Raw genomic sequence first — 18718 nt, 5'->3', positions numbered from 1 at the left:
TGCTTTGCTAGGCGCGGCGTTCAGGCACCCGTAGCTCAGCTGGATAGAGCGCTGCCCTCCGAAGGCAGAGGCCACTGGTTCGAATCCAGTCGGGTGCACCAAGTTTCAGCCGCTTGGATGCCTGCACCGGTGGCAGTGCGGAAACGTACGGATAGCATCGTCGGACGAATTGGTCTGTATTGGAACAATCCTTCACGCGCTTCACGGGGGAGGAGGCATGCGATTCGCTCTCGCGATGCAGCGGCAGTGCAGCCAGCTCCGGGCATTAGCCCTGCGAGGGCGTGTCGAGGTTTACAGATGCGCCGCTGAATTGGAGTGCGCCCCCCTGCCACTGACCGCTTTCAGCATCTTCGGCGTTGCACCCCACTGGCAGATTCTGGGCGCATCGGCAGCCGCGCCCAGGTGCCTATTCCTCCGCTGCGAAATCGGTCGAGCGCGTCAGGTCCTCCCAGCGATCGATCTCCTCGATGACCGTGCCAAGCTTTTCACGCGCCCGGCGCAGCGCATCGGTGCCGAGCAGCAGATGCACTGGCGGATGTGCCGAATCCGCGAGAGCGAGGATTGCAGCTGCAGCACGATCCGGGTCGCCGATCTGGCGACCGGCCATCGCATCGAGAATCGCGACCGACTTTCCCACGCTCTCGGCATAATTGCCCGCGCCTTGGCTGCGCCGGATCGAATGATCGCTGAGGAAGTCGGTACGGAAGGCGCCCGGCGCGACCGCGGTAGCCTTCAGACCGAACGGAGCAATCTCCTGCGCCAGGCTCTGGGTCATGCCCTCCAGAGCGGATTTGGTGGCGGCATAGAGGCCCGATGACCCCGTTGGCGCGCGCCCTGCAATCGAAGTGAGGTTGATGATATGCCCGCTTCCCTGCCGGCGCAGCTCCGGCAGCGCGGCCCGAATGATCGCAAATGGCGCGAAGACATTGACCGCGAACAGCCTTTCGAACTCCGCATCTTTTGCCTCCTCCAGCGCGCCCAGCAGACCATAGCCTGCGTTGTTGACCACCACATCGACGCGGCCGGCTGTGGCGAACGCGTCCCCGACCGCGGACTCGATCGCCTTGGTATCGGTCAGATCGAGCCTCTGAACGTGCAGCAGGCCATTGCCTGTCGCGATTTCCGGCCGCCCTTCGCGCACGGTGCCGATGACGGTGTCACCGCGCGCCAGCGCCGCTTCCGCGAGCGCCTTGCCGAGCCCGCGCGAAATACCGGTAATGAACCATGTCTTCATAGCCGCTCTCCTTCGCGACCGGATATAGGAGCGCGACTTGTGGGTATAATCGCCTCACTCCTTCGAAGGCTTGTAAGCTCCGCTTCACAATGCTGTTAGGACATCATGATCCACCCCAGTGAATTTGGCGCGCTGCGGGCGTTCGCCGCGGTTGCCGAGCAGCGCAGCTTCAGCCGGGCGGCACAACAATTGGGTGTTTCGGCGTCGGCACTGAGCCAGATCGTTCGCGGGCTTGAAGAACGGTTGAGCATCCGCTTGCTCAACCGGACGACGCGCAGCGTATCGCTCACCGAGGCAGGCAGCGTCCTGCTTGCCGAAATAACACCGGCGATCGCGTCGCTTTCCGGCGCACTGGATCATGCGCGCAATGCCGGCAATCGGCCCGCCGGCACGGTGCGCCTGCACTGCTTCCATGCTGCTGCCGACTCCTTCGTCGTGCCGGTCCTGCCGGCCTTGGCCCGCGACTATCCCGAAATCCTGCTGGACCTGACGCTTGACGACACGGTCGTGGATATCGTCGCGGGCGGCTATGATGCCGGAATTCGCATCGGCGAAGTGATCGAGCGCGACATGGTGGCGATCCGGCTGGGCGGCGAAATCCGGCAACTCGCGGTCGCCTCTCCAGCCTATCTCGCCGAACATGGCACCCCAGGGATCCCGAAGGATCTGCTCGATCATCGCTGCATCCGCTGGCGCTGGCCGGGCCACGAAAGCACCTATGCGTGGGAATTCTTCGAAGACGGCCACTGGTTTTCCGTCGGCGTCGACGGGCCGCTCATCACCAGCAGCCGCGCCGTCATGCTCGAGGCCGCATTGGCGGGTGTCGGCATCGCTTTCCTCAAGGAGGAATCCGTAGCCGGCGCCTTCGCCGACGGACGTCTCATACCGCTGCTCGCAGAGTGGTCCGTACCGTTTCCCGGTTATTATTTGTGCTATCCGCAACAACGGCAAATGGCGCCTGCGCTGCGGGCGGTGGTGGATGCGATCACGGCATCCAGTGAAACCAGATAGCGAAAACTGGACCCGCGCCTCCTGGCAACCCCGTCGAGCAACCACGTCACCAACGACTGGCAGACGAGGGCCGATAACGACTAATCATCCCGTGGAGAAATTTTCCCGGCCCTCGGCATAAGCGGGTCAAAGGCATCGTCCCCGCCCCAGCTGTTGAGCCGCAGGTCATACCCGCCGGGCTTCTTTCCGACTGGGACATGGATGCCTATCACGGCAAAGCCGTTGTCGATGGCGTGCTGAAGCTCGCGATGCATGTCCGGATCCCAGGACTCGCCCTTCTCGGCCCATCCCAGACAGCGTTCCTTGGGCGATTTCGCGCCCGGCCCGGCGGCGGCGTTCACGCCGTTCTTCGAATATTTCGCCTCGACCACATAGACGATGCCATTGTCACGATCGATCAACAGGCCATCGGCGCCGTTGTTGCTGGTGTTCTGGAACGGCCGCATATTCAGCCCGAGTTCGTTGAAGGCGGCATAGAGCCCGACCGTCTCGCCGGTCCAGCCCGACCGCCCGGGCTCGACCGTGATCGTCTTGTCGTCGCGCTCGCGGTCATATTTGACGACCATGTGCTGCATCATGTCGTCCCGGACATCGATGACCTGCCCCTTGCGCCGAACGATCGCATCCATCGCTTCGGCACCCGTCGTCGGTGCCGCAGGCGGCTCCCACCCGCGCATCCGCTCGCGCGCCTCGGTCAGCTCGTCGCGGGGTTTGGTCGAAAGGTCGAACGGATCGAAGGGTGGCTCACCCGGGGGGGCGGGCGGTCCGCCACCCGGGCGGCGCCCAGCGCCGTCGGTCGCGGGCGCCGGCGGGTCGGGTTCGCCATCGCCGCCCTCGGTCAGCGTCGTGGTTCCCACGGCCGCCGCGCGCGGCCGTTGCTGCGCGCCACCGCTGCCGGCGCTCGCCGATGCGGAAGTTCCGGTTCCGCCCGGCGACCGACCATATCCCGCGGCAACCCCCATGACGATGCCCGTCGCCATGCCAACCGCGTCCATCCCACTGATCCCGGTACCAGCGGATGCCGGCTCGAGGCCGATCGGAATTCCGATCGCGCCGCCTGCGTCGATAGCCTCGAGTCGTTGCTTGTCCGGATGGACGTACAATGTCCTGTCGTCGCGCGCGGCGACCTGCTCCGCGGCATCGCGGTTCGGCGCGAGCGCGGGCTCGGCGGCTTCGCCCGACTGGCGGTCCGCTTGCGGCGGCGCGGGTGGCGGCTCGGATGCAGGCTCGGCCGCTTCCTGCTGGTCCTGTTTTTGCTCGGTGCGAGCGTCCTCGGCCGCAGCGGCCTGTTCGGCAGCGACCGCGCGGCGCTGACGTTCGCTTTCCTCTGCCGACTGACGCCGTTCCTCCTCGCGACGGGCGGTCTCTTCCTCGGCCTTGCGCGCCTCTTCGCGCTGGGTGACCTCGGCCTCGACGCGGGCCGTTTCCTCCGCATCGCGTTCGGCTTGCTCGCTGGCCTCCTGCGCAGCGTCCTCGGCCTTCTTCGCTTCCTCTCTGATCGTCTCCTCAACCTCGGCAGCCGCCGCATCGGCCGCGGCTTTGGTCTCTTCCTCGACCCGTTGCGCGACTTCGGCCTCCCTGGCGGCGTCGGCCTCTGCCGATGCCTGATCCACGGCGTCCTTCGCGTCGGACTCCGCGGTTTCGGCCGCTTCCTCGATATCCTCGGCAGCGTGCTCCGCCGCCTCCGCGGCGCCCTCGGAGGCTTCGGCATCCTGCTCGAGCGCCGCGTCGGTGGCCTCCTGCCCTTCCTCGACCGCCCAATCGGCGGCGTCCTCGATCGCTTCGCCGGCATCTTCGACGGCTTCGTCCGCGGCTTCGGTGACCTTGGGGGCTATTCGTCTTCGGGCGGCGGTTCGTCATCGGCTTCGGGTTCCGGTTCCAGGGGCACCGCGTCGGCACCCACCGGCTCCGCTTCCGACGGCCCGGCGGCTTCGTCCGCTTGCTCCGCCTCGTCGCGATCCGGGTTCGGCCTCGCTTCGGCGTCCGGTTCGCCTGCAGGATCGTCGGCGACCGCTTCTTCGGGCTCAGGCCGGATCTGGCCTTCATCTTCGATCGGAGGCTCGGGCTGGCCTTCCTGGGCGACTGCCTCGGGCTCGGGTCCGTCGCCAGACGGAGGCGTCTCCTCCACGGCCTCCGCCTCCGCAGGCGACGTGTCGGCCACCGCTTCAGGCCGGGGTTCATCTTCGGTTTCGGATTGCGGCACGGCTTCGGCGGCACTTGCCTCTTCGTTGCCGGCTGGTAGGTCCTCAGGCTCGGCGGCAGGGGCCGACGCTTCGTCGATAGCGTCGTCCATTTCCACCTGCCGGGTATCGGCCGCTTCGGCCTGCGGTTCGTCCTCGGCGACGAAAGGCGCCTCGCCGTCCTGCTCGGCGGGCGTGGTCACGTCCGCCTCCTCGATCGGCGGATCCGCGACTGGTTCGTCTTCGCCAACCGGCTCGGAGACCGTCGCCGAATCCTCGGCGTCGGCAGCGAGCGGCGATTCTTCGCCGGCACCGGTCTCGCCGCTTTCTTCCCTAGTCGGTTGCGAAGCAGCTTCGCTCGCGCCGTCGCTGTCGGCGACTTCCGCGTCGTCGGGAGCCGGCTCCGCCGGCGGAGCGGGTTGTTCCTCGATCTCGCCGTCGGCCGTCGGTGGCGGCGTATCGTCGGCGGCAGTCTCCGGCGGCATCTCGCCATCCTCCTCGCCCGACGGGACCAAGGCTGCGTCATTCTCGATCGGCACAGCCGCAGCTTCGTCTTCGCCGACAGGCTCCGCGGCCGACGCGGTATCGTCCGCTTCGCCATCGGCCGCGGGGAGCGGTTCGGCCTCGGCTGGGCCGGTGTCGCTCTCGATGCCGGGCTGCGGAGCAGCTTCGCGCGCCTCTTCGCTGTCGACGGCTTCCTCGTCCGGCAGCTCCACCGTGGGACCGGTCTCCTCGTCGGCCGCACCGTCGATTTCGACCGGGGCATCGGTCGTCTCCGTTTCGGTCCGCGGCTGGGTAGCCATCGCGTCGTCGTCCCGCACTTCGCCGGTCTCGAGAGTTTCCGGGACCTCCCCGTCCTCGCCGCCCGGCGCGACGGCGTCCGCGCCCTCGATCGGAGCGTCCGTGGCCTCGGGATCCGTCTCGGCCGCAAACGGCGCCTCGGATGAGTCCATAGCCTCGTCGACGGCGGGCTCCGCCGTCCCATCGTCGAGCGCCGCTTCGGGCGTATCCCCGCCGGCTTCGAGTGTGGTCGCGGCAGGGGGCTCGGCGGGGCCCTCGGCAGCATCGATCGCCTGTTCGGGCTCGGCTTCGAGGTCGGCCGCGGTTTCGCCGGCAGGTTCGGGCACGTCGCCCGACGGCGCTGCCGCTTCGGCCGAATCGGCCGGTGTCTCGGCACTGGTATCGTCGCCGGCCACGGCTTCGGTCGGGGCCGCTTCGCCGAGGTCGCCGGTCTCGTGCGCCTGATCGCCCGCCGGATCGGTCTCGACTTCGGCAGGCGCCGGCTCAAAGCTGTCCATTTCGGGCGGCGGGGCGGCATCGGGCTCGGGACCGCGCAGGCCCGCCTCCTCGAGCGGTTCGGGCTGCTCGTCGCGCTCGGTGGTCCGGTACGCCTCGCGCATCGCAGCCTGCTGCTCCGCGCGATCGCGATCGCCCTGCTCGCGCGAGGTTTCCAGATAATCGCCGGATATCGCCGACGCCTCGCCGATCGCCTCGATCGGGGCCCGGTCGCGCAGGCTCATCTGGCCTTCATCCGAGCTGATCGTCGGTTCGGTCGATTGCGCGACTTCGGGCGTATCCACGCGCGGCGGAGCCACCACCTGCTCGATCATCCCGGCCGCAGGCATCGCCTCGGCCATCGCCGGCGGCGGCATGTCCGGCGGCCGCTGTGGCGGTTCGAACGTCTCGATCACCGGCGCCTGCACCGGCTCGGGAGCGGGCATGTCTTCCGGATCCATCATCGCGGCGGCTCCGCCGAAGCGTCACGCAGCGCTTCCACGCGCGCCGCGATCGCTTTGGGGAACTGGGTCTCGGCGATCCGGCCGATCAGCGCCCATTGCAGCATCTCGCGCAGATCGGCGGACAGCGTGTCGAACCCGGCGGCGCGTTCGGCGAAGCATCGCTCGAGCGCCTGCTTTGCAGCAGCGGGGTCCTGCGTCTCGGTGAGCGAGTCGCTGATCGTGTAATAGACTTTGGAATCGCCGAGATAGCTGTCGACCAGCTGCTTGAGCCCCGCCGTGCTGCGCCGATCGAGCCAACCCTGCGCGCCGCCATAGCCCGATTTGGCGGCCGCTTCACCCGGCGCACCATCGGCGCCGTCGTGCGCATTGCCCGGCTCGACATAGGGCGCCGCCTCGGGCGGCACCAACCCCTTCGCCTCGGCATTGGCGCGCATCTGTGCGATCAGATCTTCGTTGGGGAACGGGCCTTTTTCCAGCGGTCCCTTGGCGTCCTCCGAACGCATCAGCACCGGCTGGCCTGCGTCGCGGTCGATCACGATCGCGTCGCCGGTCTTGAGCCGGGTCCGCGCATAACGCTGCTGGGCGTCGTTGAGGTTGAGCTCGTTGGCGAGGCGCTCGAACCCCGGCCGATCGGACAGCCGGGTGAGGATCTTGATGTACGAATTGTCGAGCACGCCGCCGACCAGGCTGCTCGGACGCTGATCCATTACGAGGATGCCCTGGCCGAACTTGCGCACTTCGGCGAGCATCATGTTGAGGTCCTCGGCGCTCTTGCCCTCGACTCCTTCGCCCTCGCCGCCGCCCAGCAGGCGATGCGCCTCCTCGATGAACATGACGTGGATGCGGCTTTCGTCCTTGCGATACGCCCATTCGATATGGCCCGCGAGCTGGGTCAGCAGAAAGGCCATGACCAGTGAGATGTTCGAGGAATCGCCCAGTCCGCCCATCTCGATCACGACCGGGCGGCGCAGCAATTTCTGCATGAACTCGCCGTTATTGCCCTCCACGTTGATGATGTGGCCGACCTTCTTGCCGATCGCGTTGACGCGGATCGTGCTGGCGCCGCGGATCACCCCGATCGACTCCTTCGAACCTTCGTACAGGCTCACCGCCTTTTCGTTCACTTCGTCGCGGATCGCCTCGGCGAAGCTAGCGAGCGTGGGCGCGAAGCTGTCGAGCCCGCCTTTCTGGTCCATCCGCATCGGCGGGTGGCCGCCGGCATAGCGCGGATCGGTGTAGATGCGCTCGAGCGCGCCTTCGTAGATCGCCGGCACGGGATCGAACATCTGGAACGCCGCGCGGAACGCGGCGAGGATGCGGGTGGCGTGGTTGCGCACGGTGACTCCCGGCGGCACCGAGAACGGATTGAACTGCAAGGGACATTCGTCGCGATCGCCGACGGTATAGACGACCAGATCCTCCTTGAGCGACGCATCGCGCATCAGCATGCGGAATTCCTGGCCCGTCGACGGATCGAGCACGAGGAACGGCACCTTGTGGTCCCGCCACAGCTGGATCAGCAGCGAGAATGCCAGGTTGGTCTTGCCGCTGCCCGGAGCGCCGACGAGCAGCGACGGCTTCATCAGATCGCCCAACGTGACGCAGAACGGCAGCCCCGCGCCGCCCTCGGCGTCGGGGCCCAGCAGCTTCTCGCGCTGATACATATAACCGATCATCACCTTGTCGGCCTTGCTCGCCTTTTTCTCGGATCCCTCGGGCTTCTCGGGTCCGGCCTCGGCGAAGCGGTCCCTCGCCAGCGTCTCGGGCGGGATCACGAACGGCGCCTCGGCGGTACTCAGCGCCGAGGTCTGCCCCGGCCGGTCGTAAATCGGCACATGGAACAGGCTCACTGCCTCGTCGGGGGTGACCACCCCGCCGAGATCGACCTTGTACGGGCTCGCGGCGTTGGGCGGGCTGCGTCCCCAGCGCGATTGGGTGAGCATCCGGAAGCTCTCCACCGCCTCGTCGCGCTCGTCGGCGGCGGGGCGGGCGATCCCCGGCCGGTTCCAGCCGATCGCCCCCGCCTCGTCGTCGGGCGGCGGGTTCGACAATGCCGAGCGCACGCTGCCGATCACTGCCTCGGGCACCTGCCCGCGCGCGGCGAGCGTGACGCGCGTCGTGAACACGGTGTCGGCATAGGTCGTCAGCCGTTCGTAGATGTGCCGGCCGCGATGGATGTACGAGATCGTCGACGCGTTCGCCGAGGCGGTCGCCACTAGCTCGGCGCGCATCATCTCCTCGGTCACCACGCCGTCGGTGCGGACCTGCTCGCCCTGGCTGGCCTTGCGGGTGAGATCCTCGGTGATCACCGAGAACCAGCGCCCGGCGAGCGCGATGAAATCGAGCCCCTGCCCGTTCGACAGCTGCACCGGCTGCAGCTCGACGCGCACCGCGGTCGGCGTCGACGTCTGCGACAAGGTCTCTATGATCGACAGCCACGGATCGCGCCGGTTGTCGGCCCAGAAGCGATGCGGGACATATTGCATCGACGGCTGGCTCCACGCCGTCAGCACGTCCTCGAACTTGCGGATCTCGACTATGTCGATCGGCACCGCGCCGCCCTCGAACAGAGCCCTGGCCAGCTCGGCGCGATCCATCCAGTGCGGACTGCCATAAGCGAAGATGCCCTCTTGCGGGAAGGTCCGCCGCGCCTGCTCGGCGAACGCCGCGACTTCGCGCTTCGCGCTCTCGGCGTCGGGCTGGGCACTGCGCAGCAGGATGTGGCAGCGCACCCGCGCGTTGAAATGCGATTCGTCGGGGCGTGAAGCGAATTGCAGCGCGATCGAACGATTGCGCCCGGGCTGGTGCAACTCGCTGATGAACGAGCGGAAGCGATAGAGCACCGCGCCGACGACATCGCCCTTCTGAGCGCCCTCGGGGGAAAGCGCGGGGAGCGACGGAATCTCGAAGCCGGTGACGGCGTAGAAGAGCAGGTGCGAGGATTGCGGCACCGATCCGAAGAACGGCGCGAGGTCGTCGGTGCAGACGATCTCGGGTCCGGTCAATTGCATCGGCGGGGCTTTCCTGGCGGCACGCGAATCAACAGACGTACGGCTTGTAGAGCTTCCACGGCGGCCCCTCGGCGAGCGCGATCTTGAGGTATCGCTCGGCGGAGTCGAGGCCCATGAACATCCCCATATTGCTGCCCATCATCATCATGCCGATCTGCTGCTGCTGGATGTTGCTGGTCACCTGCATCGCGATCATGATCTCGCGCTGGGTCGGGCCGTAGTTGCCGGCGCGGCGGACGAGCAGCTCCTGCTGGTCCTGCTGCTCGGCCTGCGCGCGCGGATCGGCGGCGAGCGCGGCGACTTCGGGATCGCCCTGCAGCTGGCGCATACCCTGCGGGCTCTGCATCGCCGCCTGCAGATCGGGACGGCGCTTGATCAGCTCGGCCTGCGCCACCTCGGCGAAGCCGTGCAGCTCGCGCAGCGCGCCGATCGTCATGAACGCCTGCAGATCGAGCGGATCGAGCCGCGCCGGATCGATCGCCATCAGCAGCCGCGGGATCGGGCTGAAATTGGGGATCTGCAACGTCATCGCATATTGCTGGACCACGTCCTGCCGGCGCCCGATGCCCTGTTGCAGGCGGATCGATTCGAGCAATTGCGGCGCTTCCTGCGGGCTCAGCCAGGCGAGCCATGGCGGCAGCATTCCCTGCTGGATCAGCGCGCCGACGTCCTGCTCGGTCAGCTGCGCGATCCGCGCCTGCCCTTCCCGGCTCTCGATCCAGTGGCGGATGTCCTTGGGAATGCGGCCATACGCCGCCTTGTCGATCTGGCGCAGCTGGCCGAGCCAGAACAGATAGCGTTGCCACGGCAGCACCTTCATCTGCTTTTCGAGCTGGTTCTCCTGATAGCCGATCTCGAGCGTCGCGGCGTTGATGTCGATCGTCTCGTCGATCGCCGGGCAGAAATAGCGGATGTGGAAGTCCTGCGGGCCGAGCTGCCCGCCGATGCGCGCGGGATCGATCATCCAGATCATGTTGACCGGCGCGGTGAACGCATCACCATCGGTCAGCGGCGCTTCGAGCCGGCGGCGTCCGGGATGCCCGACCTGCTCGGGCATTTCGGCGCCCGGCGACGCCATGAAGCTCCATGTCGAATCGCAATATTCGCCCGGCCGCAGCCGCGAATAGAGCCGCAGGTCATAGGAGCCGTCGGGACCGGCGAAGCTCACCGCCTGGATCGGCTGCATGTTTGGCCCGGCGACTGCCCGCACTGCCACGAACGCGCCCTTGAACATCACCCGCAGCCAATCTTCCTTGAGCTGCCAGATCGGAAACCCCTGCCCGCCCGCGCCGACCTGCTCCCAGCATTCGGGGTCGATCTTGCGCAGCGTCGCCCATTTCTGGGCCGGATCCACAAGGGCGGCGCTGGCCATCCGCGTAGTGCGCCACTGCCACGCGGCATGCCGCTACACCTCCGCGGCGGGCGGAGGCCCGTAGGGGTTGTCGTGCGGCTGGCCGTCTTGCGCCAGAAGATAGAGCAACGGGAGGAAGCCGACATAAGGGATCAGCACCAGCAAGTTCCACAGCCCCGGCTTGCCGGTATCGTGCAGCCTGCGGCTGGCTTCGGCGAGCCCGCTGACGGCGATGACCACGACCGCCACGAACGCGAGGATGGCGAGCGTTCCCGCTTCGCCATATTGCACATCCTCATCGAGCGCGATCAGCAGCGCGCCGATCAGTGCGGCTGCGGCGCGCCACGCGAACATCCGCCAATACGCACGCTTCGCCATCCGTCCCTTGAACTCGAAATCGGTGAAAAGACGCCGGGTTATAGCGTTGGCCGACGGCTTTCCCGTAGCCGGAAAGGGCGGCGGGCCCAACGGTGCGGGCGGCGGCGGGGTCTTCTGCTGCCGCACGACCACCGGCTCGGGGACAGGCAGCGGATCCGGCTGACGTCCGCCGTCAGGCCGGCTATCCTCCAGAATTGCATCCGACGCGGGAGTTTGCGCGTCGGCCGGTGCGGACGCAGCCGGCGGGATTTCGTCGACAGGCTCCAATTCGGGCAGGTCCGCGCGTGCTTCAGGATCGTCCCCATCGGGCTCGGGCGCAAGATCCGGTTCGAACGCTTCGGGCGCGACCGTCGGCATAGGCGATCCGCAGATTTCGCAGCGCGGCTGCGCACGGACGGTCAGATGGCAGGCGGGGCACTCGATCATGTCGTATGCGTCGGCACCCATGCGCGAGCCCCCAGCCAGCCGCGAAGACTGGCGCCAGATGCAGTGAAGCATCGCGCTTCACCATGCTGAACAGACGCAGGATACATCCCCTTTAATCAAGATAACAGCGCTGGAAAGTTAGTTCAAGGACGCCGCAAGGTCTTCGAGCATCAAATACGTGGGCCACAACTGGCTGGCGACCGCTTCCTTTAGGCGTTGCTTGTGCGCCGAACGGCGTCGACAGCTTGGTCCACATTCTTTCCAGCAGCGAAGACGCCCGTCGGGCGATCAGTGTACGAAACATTCAGGTGCACGGTTGTCGAGTGTCGTGAACCACGAACGCTCGCTTGTGTCGCTTCGCGACCCGAAAGCAGCGGGAGGCAGCGACAGCTACGATTTGCGGTCCCCCGCCTCTTCGGCGCACGCTTTTCCTCGATTTGTGGTTTCGATCTCCGGTCTGCGCCTCTATCGTGCGCCACAAGGGGAAGCATATGGGCATTTTCGATTTTCTCTCGAAGCAGTTCGTCGACGTCATCGATTGGGTGGATGAGCCCGGGACGCTGGCGATCCGCTATCCCATGGAAGACCGCGAGATCCAGAACGGCGCCCAGCTCACGGTGCGTTCGGGCCAGACCGCCTTATTCTACAACGAAGGACAGCTCGCCGATGCCTTCCTGCCCGGGCTCTACACGCTCGAGACCGGCAATCTGCCGGTGCTCACGTCGCTGCTCAACTGGGACAAGGGCTTCGCCTCGCCGTTCAAGGCCGACATCTATTATTACAGCCAGAAGGAACAGACCGGGCTGAAATGGGGCACCACCCAGCCGATCACCGTGCGCGACAAGGAATTCGGCCCGCTGCGCGTCCGCGCCTTCGGCTCCTATTCGTTCCGGATCGAGAGCGTGCCGACCTTCGCAGTCAAGATGATGGGCTCGCTCGACCGGCTGACTCTCGGCGATCTCGAGCCGCAGCTGCGCGGCGCGATCGCGACCGCCATCGCATCGGCGCTGGGAACCGGCGAGATCGCGTTCCTCGACCTGGCCGCGAACCAGGCGGCCTTGTCCGAGCAGCTCAAGGCCGCGGTCGAGCCCGCCTTCGCCGGGTGGGGGCTCAGCTGCACCAGCTTCTTCATCGAGAGCCTGTCCCTGCCCGAGGAAGTCCAGGCGCATCTCGACAAGGCCAGCTCGATGCGCGTGGTGGGCGACCTCGACCGGTTCGTCCGCTTCCAGAGCGCGCAGGCGATCGAGACCGCCGCCGGCCAGTCGGGCGGCGTCGCGGGCGCCGGGGCGGGAATGGCAGCGGGCGTGGCAATCGGCCAGAGCATGGCGAGCGGCATCGGCGCGGCGCCCGCAGCCCCGGCCGCGGCGCCCGGCGAGGACGCCTATGCGCAGATCGAGAAGCTGCACAAATTGCAGACGATCGGCGCGATCACGCAAGAGGAGTTCGACGCCAAGAAGGCGGAGCTGCTCAGCCGCATCCGCTGATTGGGACTTGGGCGCATGAGTCTTCACCTCCCCTGCCCCAATTGCGGCGCCGATGTCGTGTTCCGCTCGCCGGCATTGCCCAACCGGGTCTGCGACTATTGCCGCTCGATGCTGGTGCGCAGCGATGCCGGCGTGGCCAAGGTGGGCGAAGTCGCGGCGTTGCCGTTCGATGTCAGCCCGGTGCAGATCGGCATGCGCGGGCGCGCCGACGACAACGGCTTCGAAGTAATCGGCCGCGTCCGCTGGGCGTGGACCGACGGCGCGTGGAACGAGTGGCTCTTGCTGTTCGACGATGGCGCCAATGCCTGGCTGGGCGAGGCGATGGGGCAGTTCATGCTGCTTCGCGAGCAGCCGATCGGCAAGGTGCGCACCCGCGCGCTGCGCGAAATCGCCAACGGCAAGGACGCGCGGCCGGGCACCGAGTTTCAGCTCGATCAGGAGAAGATGGTCGTCGCCGATGCGCGCGAAGTGGTCTGCGTCGCTGCTGAAGGCGAATTGCCGTTCACTGCGCGGAGCGGATGGAGGCTCTACAGCGTCGACTTGCGCGGGCGGCACGGCCAATGCGCGACGCTCCAGCGCGACGATCAGGAAGTGACCTTCTACAAGGGCCGCTATGTGACTCTCGCCGAGCTGGCGCCGCGCGGGCTGCGTGCGATCGAAGGATGGACGCTGCCTTCCTATGCAGCCTGATACGGCCATCGAGCCCCAGCCCGCCCCGGCGGCGCGGGCGCTGACCTGCCCCTCGTGCGGCGGCAGCGTCGCGTTGCGCGCGGCGGGCTACACCGTCCATGTCGCCTGCCAATATTGCAGCTCGATCCTCGATGTCACCGATCCGCAGGTCAAGCTGGTCACGGCGTATAATCAGCACCTGGCCGAGCTCGAAATCCCGCTCGGAACGCGCGGCGTGCTGCGCGGAGTCGAATGGGAAGCGATCGGCTATCTCCAGCGCTCCGAGGACGGCGATTATGGCTGGGAGGAGTATCTCCTCTTCAATCCGTATCACGGCTATCGCTGGCTGGTGAAGGTCCGCGGCGGCTGGAGCATGGGCGAAGCGCTGACCGTGACGCCCGATTGGCTGTCTTACGATCAGCTCGTAGTCAACGGGGAAAACTACACCCATTTCTTCGCCGACGGCGAGGCGCGGGTCGATTACGTGCTCGGCGAATTCTACTGGCGCGTCGCGGTTGGCGAGCGGGTCAAGACCGCCGATTGGGTCCGCTCCGGCGTCATGCTCTCGCGCGAGGAGAATGCCAGCGAAGTCAGCTGGACCCGCAATGCCTGGCTCGCGCCCGCCGAGATGCGAAAGGCTTTCGCCATCCGGCCGGAGGCAATCTGGCCGCCCTTGCCGCACCAGCCTTCGCCCTGGGGTGCCTGGCTCAGGACCGGGGCGAAGATCGGCGCGCTTGCCTTTGCCTTCCTGCTCGTCTTCGCGCTTTTCTTCGGCGGCACCAGCTGGACCGCGGCGGGAAGCTTCCCGGTCGCCGCCGACGGGCGCGAGCAAAGCGTCACGCTCGGGCCGATCGTGCTGCCGCACCGCTACCAGAGCGTCCATCTTCGCGCCGACGTGCCGCAGCTGGAAAATGGCTGGGTCGATCTCGACTACAGCCTGGTCGAGCGCAAGACGCAGCAGGTCTACGAAGCGTATGGCGCGGCCGAACGCTATTCGGGCACCGATTTCGACGGCCCCTGGAGCGAAGGTTCGCGAAAGGCCGAAGTGTCGATCGCCAGCGTGCCCGTCGGCACCTACGATCTGGTGGTGGAATATAAGGCCAATCGCTGGTCCGGCGCGTCCGGCTATGCCGAGACCGCCGGCTGGATGGACCCCGCCGCCGCGCCGGTGGTGCAAGTGGAAGTGCGGCGCGGCGCGGTCTACGGCTCGAACCTGCTGATCGCATTGCTCCTGCTCGCAGCTCCCCTGGGGCTCGCGCTGATCTGGCACCTCGCGTTCGAAACGGCACGCAAGAGCGAAAGCGATTTCGCCCCTTCCGGAGAGGATGACGACGAATGAACAATCGCACTTTCGTCTATGGGCTCTGGTGCCTCGGCGTCGCGGGGCTGTTCATCATGAGCACCGTCTATGCCTGGTCGCCTTTCGCACAAGGAAGCCGGGCGCGCACCCATGGCGGCTTCTATGGCCCCACTCACAAATAGGAGATCGAAATGGTCACCACCCTGCCTGCGGTGCTGAGCACCCTGCTCTATTCGGTCATCGGCATGATCGTGTTCGTCATCGGCTTTGTGATCCTCGACCTGCTCACGCCGGGCAAGCTCTGGCAGGAGATCGAGCAGAAGCAGAATGTCGCGGTGGCGATCTTCGCCGGCGCGGTCGCGATCGGGCTGGCGATCATCGTTGCCGCCGCCATCCATGGCTGAAGCCGATCCTGCGCGACCCAGAATCCGGGCGTCCGCCTCCACTGCCGCCCTGCTCGCGTCCGCTTTCGTCGTCTCGACCTGCGGGCTGATCTACGAGTTGCTGGCGAGCACTCTGGCAAGCTATCTGCTCGGCGACAGCGTCACTCAATTCTCCACCGTGATCGGCAGCTATCTGTTCGCGATGGGCCTCGGCAGCTGGTGCTCGCGTTACGTGAAGCGCGACGAATTGCGGTTGTTCGTCCGCATCGAGCTGATGATCGCCCTGCTCGGCGGAAGCTCGGCCTGCGCCTTGTTCCTGCTCTTCCCGCTGGTCGAGCATTTTCGCGTCGCGCTGTACGGGCTGGTGCTGGCGATCGGTTTCCTCGTCGGGCTCGAAATCCCGCTGCTCATCCGCATCCTGCGCGGCTTCGATTTCCGGGAGACCGTGTCGAACGTGCTGACCTTCGACTATGTCGGCGCACTGGTCGCCAGCCTGCTCTTCCCGCTGCTGCTGATGCCGCATCTCGGAATGATCCGCACCGGCTTCCTGTTCGGCATCTTCAACGCCGGCGTCGGGCTGGCGCTGTTGTTCACACTCCCGCGCACCGCCGGCTACCGCACCGAGAAGGTCGCGTCGGTGCTCGTGCTGATCGCGCTGATCGCGGGCTTCGTCGCGTCCGACCGGCTCCAGCGCTGGGCCGAAGTGGCGAGCTATGGCGAACCGGTGATCTACGCGACGAGCACCAGGTTCCAGCGGATCGTACTCACCCGCCGCGACGACGATGTCCGGCTGTATCTCAACGGCAATCTGCAATTCTCGTCGCGCGACGAATATCGCTATCACGAGGCGCTGGTGCATCCCGCGCTGGGCCGCGTCGCCAATCCGCGCAACGTGCTGATCCTCGGCGGCGGCGACGGCCTCGCCGCGCGCGAGGTGTTCAAGCATCCCGAAGTCCGGCACCTCACCTTGGTCGATCTCGACGGCGAGATGACCAGCCTGTTCTCGCGGACGGCAATGCTGTCGCGGCTCAATCGCGGCGCGCTGACCGACCCGCGGATGACCGTGATCAATGCCGACGGCTTCCGCTGGGCGCGCGAGGCCAGGGGGCGATACGACGCAATCATCGTCGATTTCCCCGATCCGGTCGATTATTCGGTGGGCAAGCTCTACACCGACACCTTCTACCGCGCAGCGCGGAAGCTGCTCGCCCCCGGCGGGATGATGGTCGTCCAGAGCACCTCGCCGCTGGTCGCCCCCAATGCCTTCTGGACGGTCGCCTCGACGCTCGAGGCAGCCGGGCTGCAGACCCGCGGGTATCACGTCTATGTGCCGAGCTTCGGTGAATGGGGGTTCATCCTCGCCTCGGTCGGACCGATCCCGGCGCGGGGCAACATCCCGACGGGCCGCTTCCTGACCCCGACGATCGACCAGAGGCTGTTCGATTTCCCGCCGGACATGGCGCGCCGGCCGACACCGGTGAACCGGCTCGACAACCAGGTGCTGGTCCGCGAGTTCGCCAACGCCTGGGACAAATATGAAGGCTGACCGCCGCTTCGTGCTCGGCCTCGGCTTCGGCGCCACCACCGTCGCCGCGGCGGGCGGCGGGCTGGCTTATGCGCTCGGGCGCGAGGCGCCGCTGCCCGGGGGTGCGCTGGCCGGTGCCGACATGGCGCGCGGGCATCGGCTCAGGACCGGCGGTTTCCCCGCACCCGATCGATTCGAGGAAGTCGACCTCGTCATCGCCGGCGGCGGCGTCGCGGGCCTGTCGGCCGGGTGGCGGCTGACCGACGCGGGGTTCGATCGGTTCAGGCTGCTCGAGCTCGAAGACCAGGTCGGCGGCAATGCGCGGAGCGGCCGCAACCCTGTCTCGGCCTACCCGCTTGGCGCGCACTATCTCCCCGTCGCCAATCGCGAAGCCAAGGCGCTCCGCCATCTGCTGCGCCAGCTCGGCATGATCACCGGCGATTCGGAAGGGATTCCGGTCTACGATCCGGAACAACTCTGCGCCGACATGCAGGAACGGCTGTTCTGGCAAGGCCGCTGGCAGGAAGGGCTGATCCCGCGCACCGGCATCACTGCGCGGGATCGCCGCGATCTCGCCGCTTTCGAGGCCGCGATGTCGGCTTTCTCGAAGCGTATCGGTGCCGACGGCAAGCCGGCCTTCGCGTTGCCGATGGCGTACAGCTCGCGCGACGCCGACCTGACGGCGCTCGACACGATGAGCTTCGCCGCCTGGCTCGATCGGCAGGGCTGGCATTCGCCGGTGCTGCGCGCGCATGTCCGCTATGCGATGCGCGACGATTACGGCACCGAGCCGCGCGAAGTCTCGGCCTGGGCCGGCATGCATTATTTCGCGGCGCGCCGTGGCTGGGCGGCAAACGGTGCCGGCGACAACGAGCTCGCCTGGCCCGAGGGCAATGCCAGACTGACCCAACGGCTCGCCGGCTTTTTCCCGCAGCGGATCGCCCCGGGCCACATCGTCCATCGCGTTGCGCGCGAGGGGGAGCACATCCTGGTCGACAGCTTCGACGTTGCCGCGAAATCCACGACCCGCACCCGTGCGCGCGCCGCAATCCTGGCATTGCCGCACTTCATCGCCGCTCGCATTTGCGACGGGATCGAAGGCCCGGCGGGCTTCAGCTACGCCCCCTGGTTGGTCGCCAATATCACCGTCGACCGGCTGCCGGCCGGGCGCGGCGTCCCGCTTGCCTGGGACAATGTTTCGAGCACCAGCGAATCGCTCGGCTATGTCGTGGCTACGCACCAGGGTCCGGACGCAATTACTTCGGCGACCGTGCTCACCTGGTATCTGCCCTTGTCGGACATGCCGCCTGCTCAGGCCCGACAATTGCTCGTGCAGAGGTCCGCGGACGAATGGAAGCGTATCGTTCGCGACGATCTGCTCGGCATGCATCCGGAACTCGACGGCGCGATCCAGAGCATCGAGCTGTGGCGCTGGGGCCACGCCATGATCCGTCCGACACCCGGCTTCCTGTGGCGCGGCGACACCGTCGAGCCCGGTCCGCCTTTGTTTCTCGCCCACTCGGATCTCAGCGGCCTTTCGCTGTTCGAGGAGGCGCATTATCGCGGCGTCCATGCCGCCGAGCGGGCGATGGCGATGCTCGGTCATGCGCATGAAAGCCTGTTGTGATCGAGGCCTATCAAGGACAGCATCTGATTGCCGACCTGTCCGGCGGCACGCGTCTCGACGATGTCGGCAATATAGAGCGCTGTCTGATCCATGCCGCGGCTGCAGCCGGCGCGACCCTGCTCCAGGTGAGACTGCACAGTTTCGGCTCCGGTCAGGGTGTCACCGGCGTGGCGATGCTCGCCGAATCGCATATCTCGATTCACACCTGGCCCGAATATAGCAGCGCCTGCGTCGATATCTTCATGTGTGGGCGGAGCCACGATCTCGACGCTGCGCTCGACGCCATCATGCAGTGCCTCGGCGGGCAGATCAGACGCCGAACACTGCTGACGAGGAGCATCGTATAGACCGCTCTTGGCGGAAAGCTGCTGCCTGCAGATCGCTGAGCGCAAGAAACAGC

Annotated in this window: 15 protein-coding genes and 1 tRNA gene; 10 read left to right on the top strand and 6 right to left on the bottom strand. The window is 66.8% G+C overall.

The window, feature by feature from the left end:
- Positions 1-24 precede the first annotated feature (24 nt).
- Positions 25-101 (top strand) — tRNA-Arg (locus tag E5A73_RS11910).
- A 305-nt stretch (positions 102-406) separates the two neighbouring features.
- On the opposite strand, the gene E5A73_RS11905 is transcribed toward E5A73_RS11910, so the two are convergent.
- Entirely contained in the window at positions 407-1234 is an 828-nt protein-coding gene (locus E5A73_RS11905) for an oxidoreductase (protein WP_135964038.1), read from the bottom strand.
- 105 nt (positions 1235-1339) lie between these two features.
- Between E5A73_RS11905 and E5A73_RS11900 the strand changes: the two genes are divergently transcribed.
- A complete protein-coding gene (locus E5A73_RS11900) occupies positions 1340-2245 on the top strand; it encodes a LysR family transcriptional regulator (protein ID WP_135964037.1) in 906 nt (301 codons plus the stop codon).
- 80 nt (positions 2246-2325) lie between these two features.
- Here E5A73_RS11900 and E5A73_RS11895 read toward each other — a convergent pair whose 3' ends face one another.
- From E5A73_RS11895 to E5A73_RS11875, 5 genes are all read right to left on the bottom strand, one after another.
- A complete protein-coding gene (locus E5A73_RS11895; RefSeq protein ID WP_135964036.1) occupies positions 2326-3858 on the bottom strand; it encodes a hypothetical protein in 1533 nt (510 codons plus the stop codon).
- Positions 3859-4076: 218 nt separating this feature from the next.
- Positions 4077-6164 carry a midas domain-containing protein gene (locus tag E5A73_RS21385; RefSeq protein WP_168355918.1) on the bottom strand — a complete coding sequence of 696 codons (2088 nt, stop codon included), beginning with the start codon at positions 6162-6164 and terminating at the stop codon, positions 4077-4079.
- Positions 6161-9175 carry an ATP-binding protein gene (locus E5A73_RS11885; protein ID WP_135964035.1) on the bottom strand — a complete coding sequence of 1005 codons (3015 nt, stop codon included), beginning with the start codon at positions 9173-9175 and terminating at the stop codon, positions 6161-6163. Before E5A73_RS11885 ends, E5A73_RS21385 begins: the two co-directional genes overlap by 4 nt.
- Before the next feature lie 28 nt (positions 9176-9203).
- Complete coding sequence (locus tag E5A73_RS11880) at positions 9204-10547, bottom strand: hypothetical protein (RefSeq protein ID WP_135964034.1); 1344 nt, start codon at positions 10545-10547, stop codon at positions 9204-9206.
- Positions 10548-10580: 33 nt separating this feature from the next.
- Complete coding sequence (locus tag E5A73_RS11875) at positions 10581-11351, bottom strand: DUF805 domain-containing protein (protein ID WP_168355917.1); 771 nt, start codon at positions 11349-11351, stop codon at positions 10581-10583.
- A gap of 470 nt (positions 11352-11821) precedes the next feature.
- On the opposite strand from E5A73_RS11875, the gene E5A73_RS11870 reads away from it, so the two are divergent.
- The 8 genes from E5A73_RS11870 to speD are packed head-to-tail and all read left to right on the top strand — an operon-like array spanning position 11822 to position 18665.
- Positions 11822-12814 carry an SPFH domain-containing protein gene (locus E5A73_RS11870; protein WP_135964032.1) on the top strand — a complete coding sequence of 331 codons (993 nt, stop codon included), beginning with the start codon at positions 11822-11824 and terminating at the stop codon, positions 12812-12814.
- Positions 12815-12829: 15 nt separating this feature from the next.
- Entirely contained in the window at positions 12830-13504 is a 675-nt protein-coding gene (locus E5A73_RS11865; protein ID WP_135964031.1) for a DUF4178 domain-containing protein, read from the top strand.
- A complete protein-coding gene (locus tag E5A73_RS11860; protein ID WP_135964030.1) occupies positions 13494-14822 on the top strand; it encodes a DUF4178 domain-containing protein in 1329 nt (442 codons plus the stop codon). The genes E5A73_RS11865 and E5A73_RS11860 overlap by 11 nt, the downstream gene beginning before the upstream one ends.
- A complete protein-coding gene (locus E5A73_RS21380; protein WP_168355916.1) occupies positions 14819-14965 on the top strand; it encodes a hypothetical protein in 147 nt (48 codons plus the stop codon). The genes E5A73_RS11860 and E5A73_RS21380 overlap by 4 nt, the downstream gene beginning before the upstream one ends.
- Positions 14966-14974: 9 nt before the next feature.
- Complete coding sequence (locus E5A73_RS11855) at positions 14975-15187, top strand: DUF350 domain-containing protein (protein WP_135964029.1); 213 nt, start codon at positions 14975-14977, stop codon at positions 15185-15187.
- On the top strand, positions 15180-16712 hold the full coding sequence (locus E5A73_RS11850) for a polyamine aminopropyltransferase (RefSeq protein WP_135964028.1): 1533 nt from the start codon (positions 15180-15182) through the stop codon (positions 16710-16712). The genes E5A73_RS11855 and E5A73_RS11850 overlap by 8 nt, the downstream gene beginning before the upstream one ends.
- Positions 16702-18318, top strand: coding sequence for an FAD-dependent oxidoreductase (locus E5A73_RS11845; protein WP_135964027.1), 1617 nt, complete (start codon positions 16702-16704; stop codon positions 18316-18318). Before E5A73_RS11850 ends, E5A73_RS11845 begins: the two co-directional genes overlap by 11 nt.
- On the top strand, positions 18315-18665 hold the full coding sequence (gene speD / locus E5A73_RS11840; protein ID WP_135964026.1) for an adenosylmethionine decarboxylase: 351 nt from the start codon (positions 18315-18317) through the stop codon (positions 18663-18665). Before E5A73_RS11845 ends, speD begins: the two co-directional genes overlap by 4 nt.
- The last annotated feature ends 53 nt before the right edge of the window (positions 18666-18718 follow it).

This window comes from Sphingomonas gei (assembly GCF_004792685.1).
Classification (GTDB): domain Bacteria; phylum Pseudomonadota; class Alphaproteobacteria; order Sphingomonadales; family Sphingomonadaceae; genus Sphingomonas; species Sphingomonas gei.
Note: the sequence above shows the minus strand (reverse complement) of the source record. Positions and strands in the feature narration are given on the sequence as shown.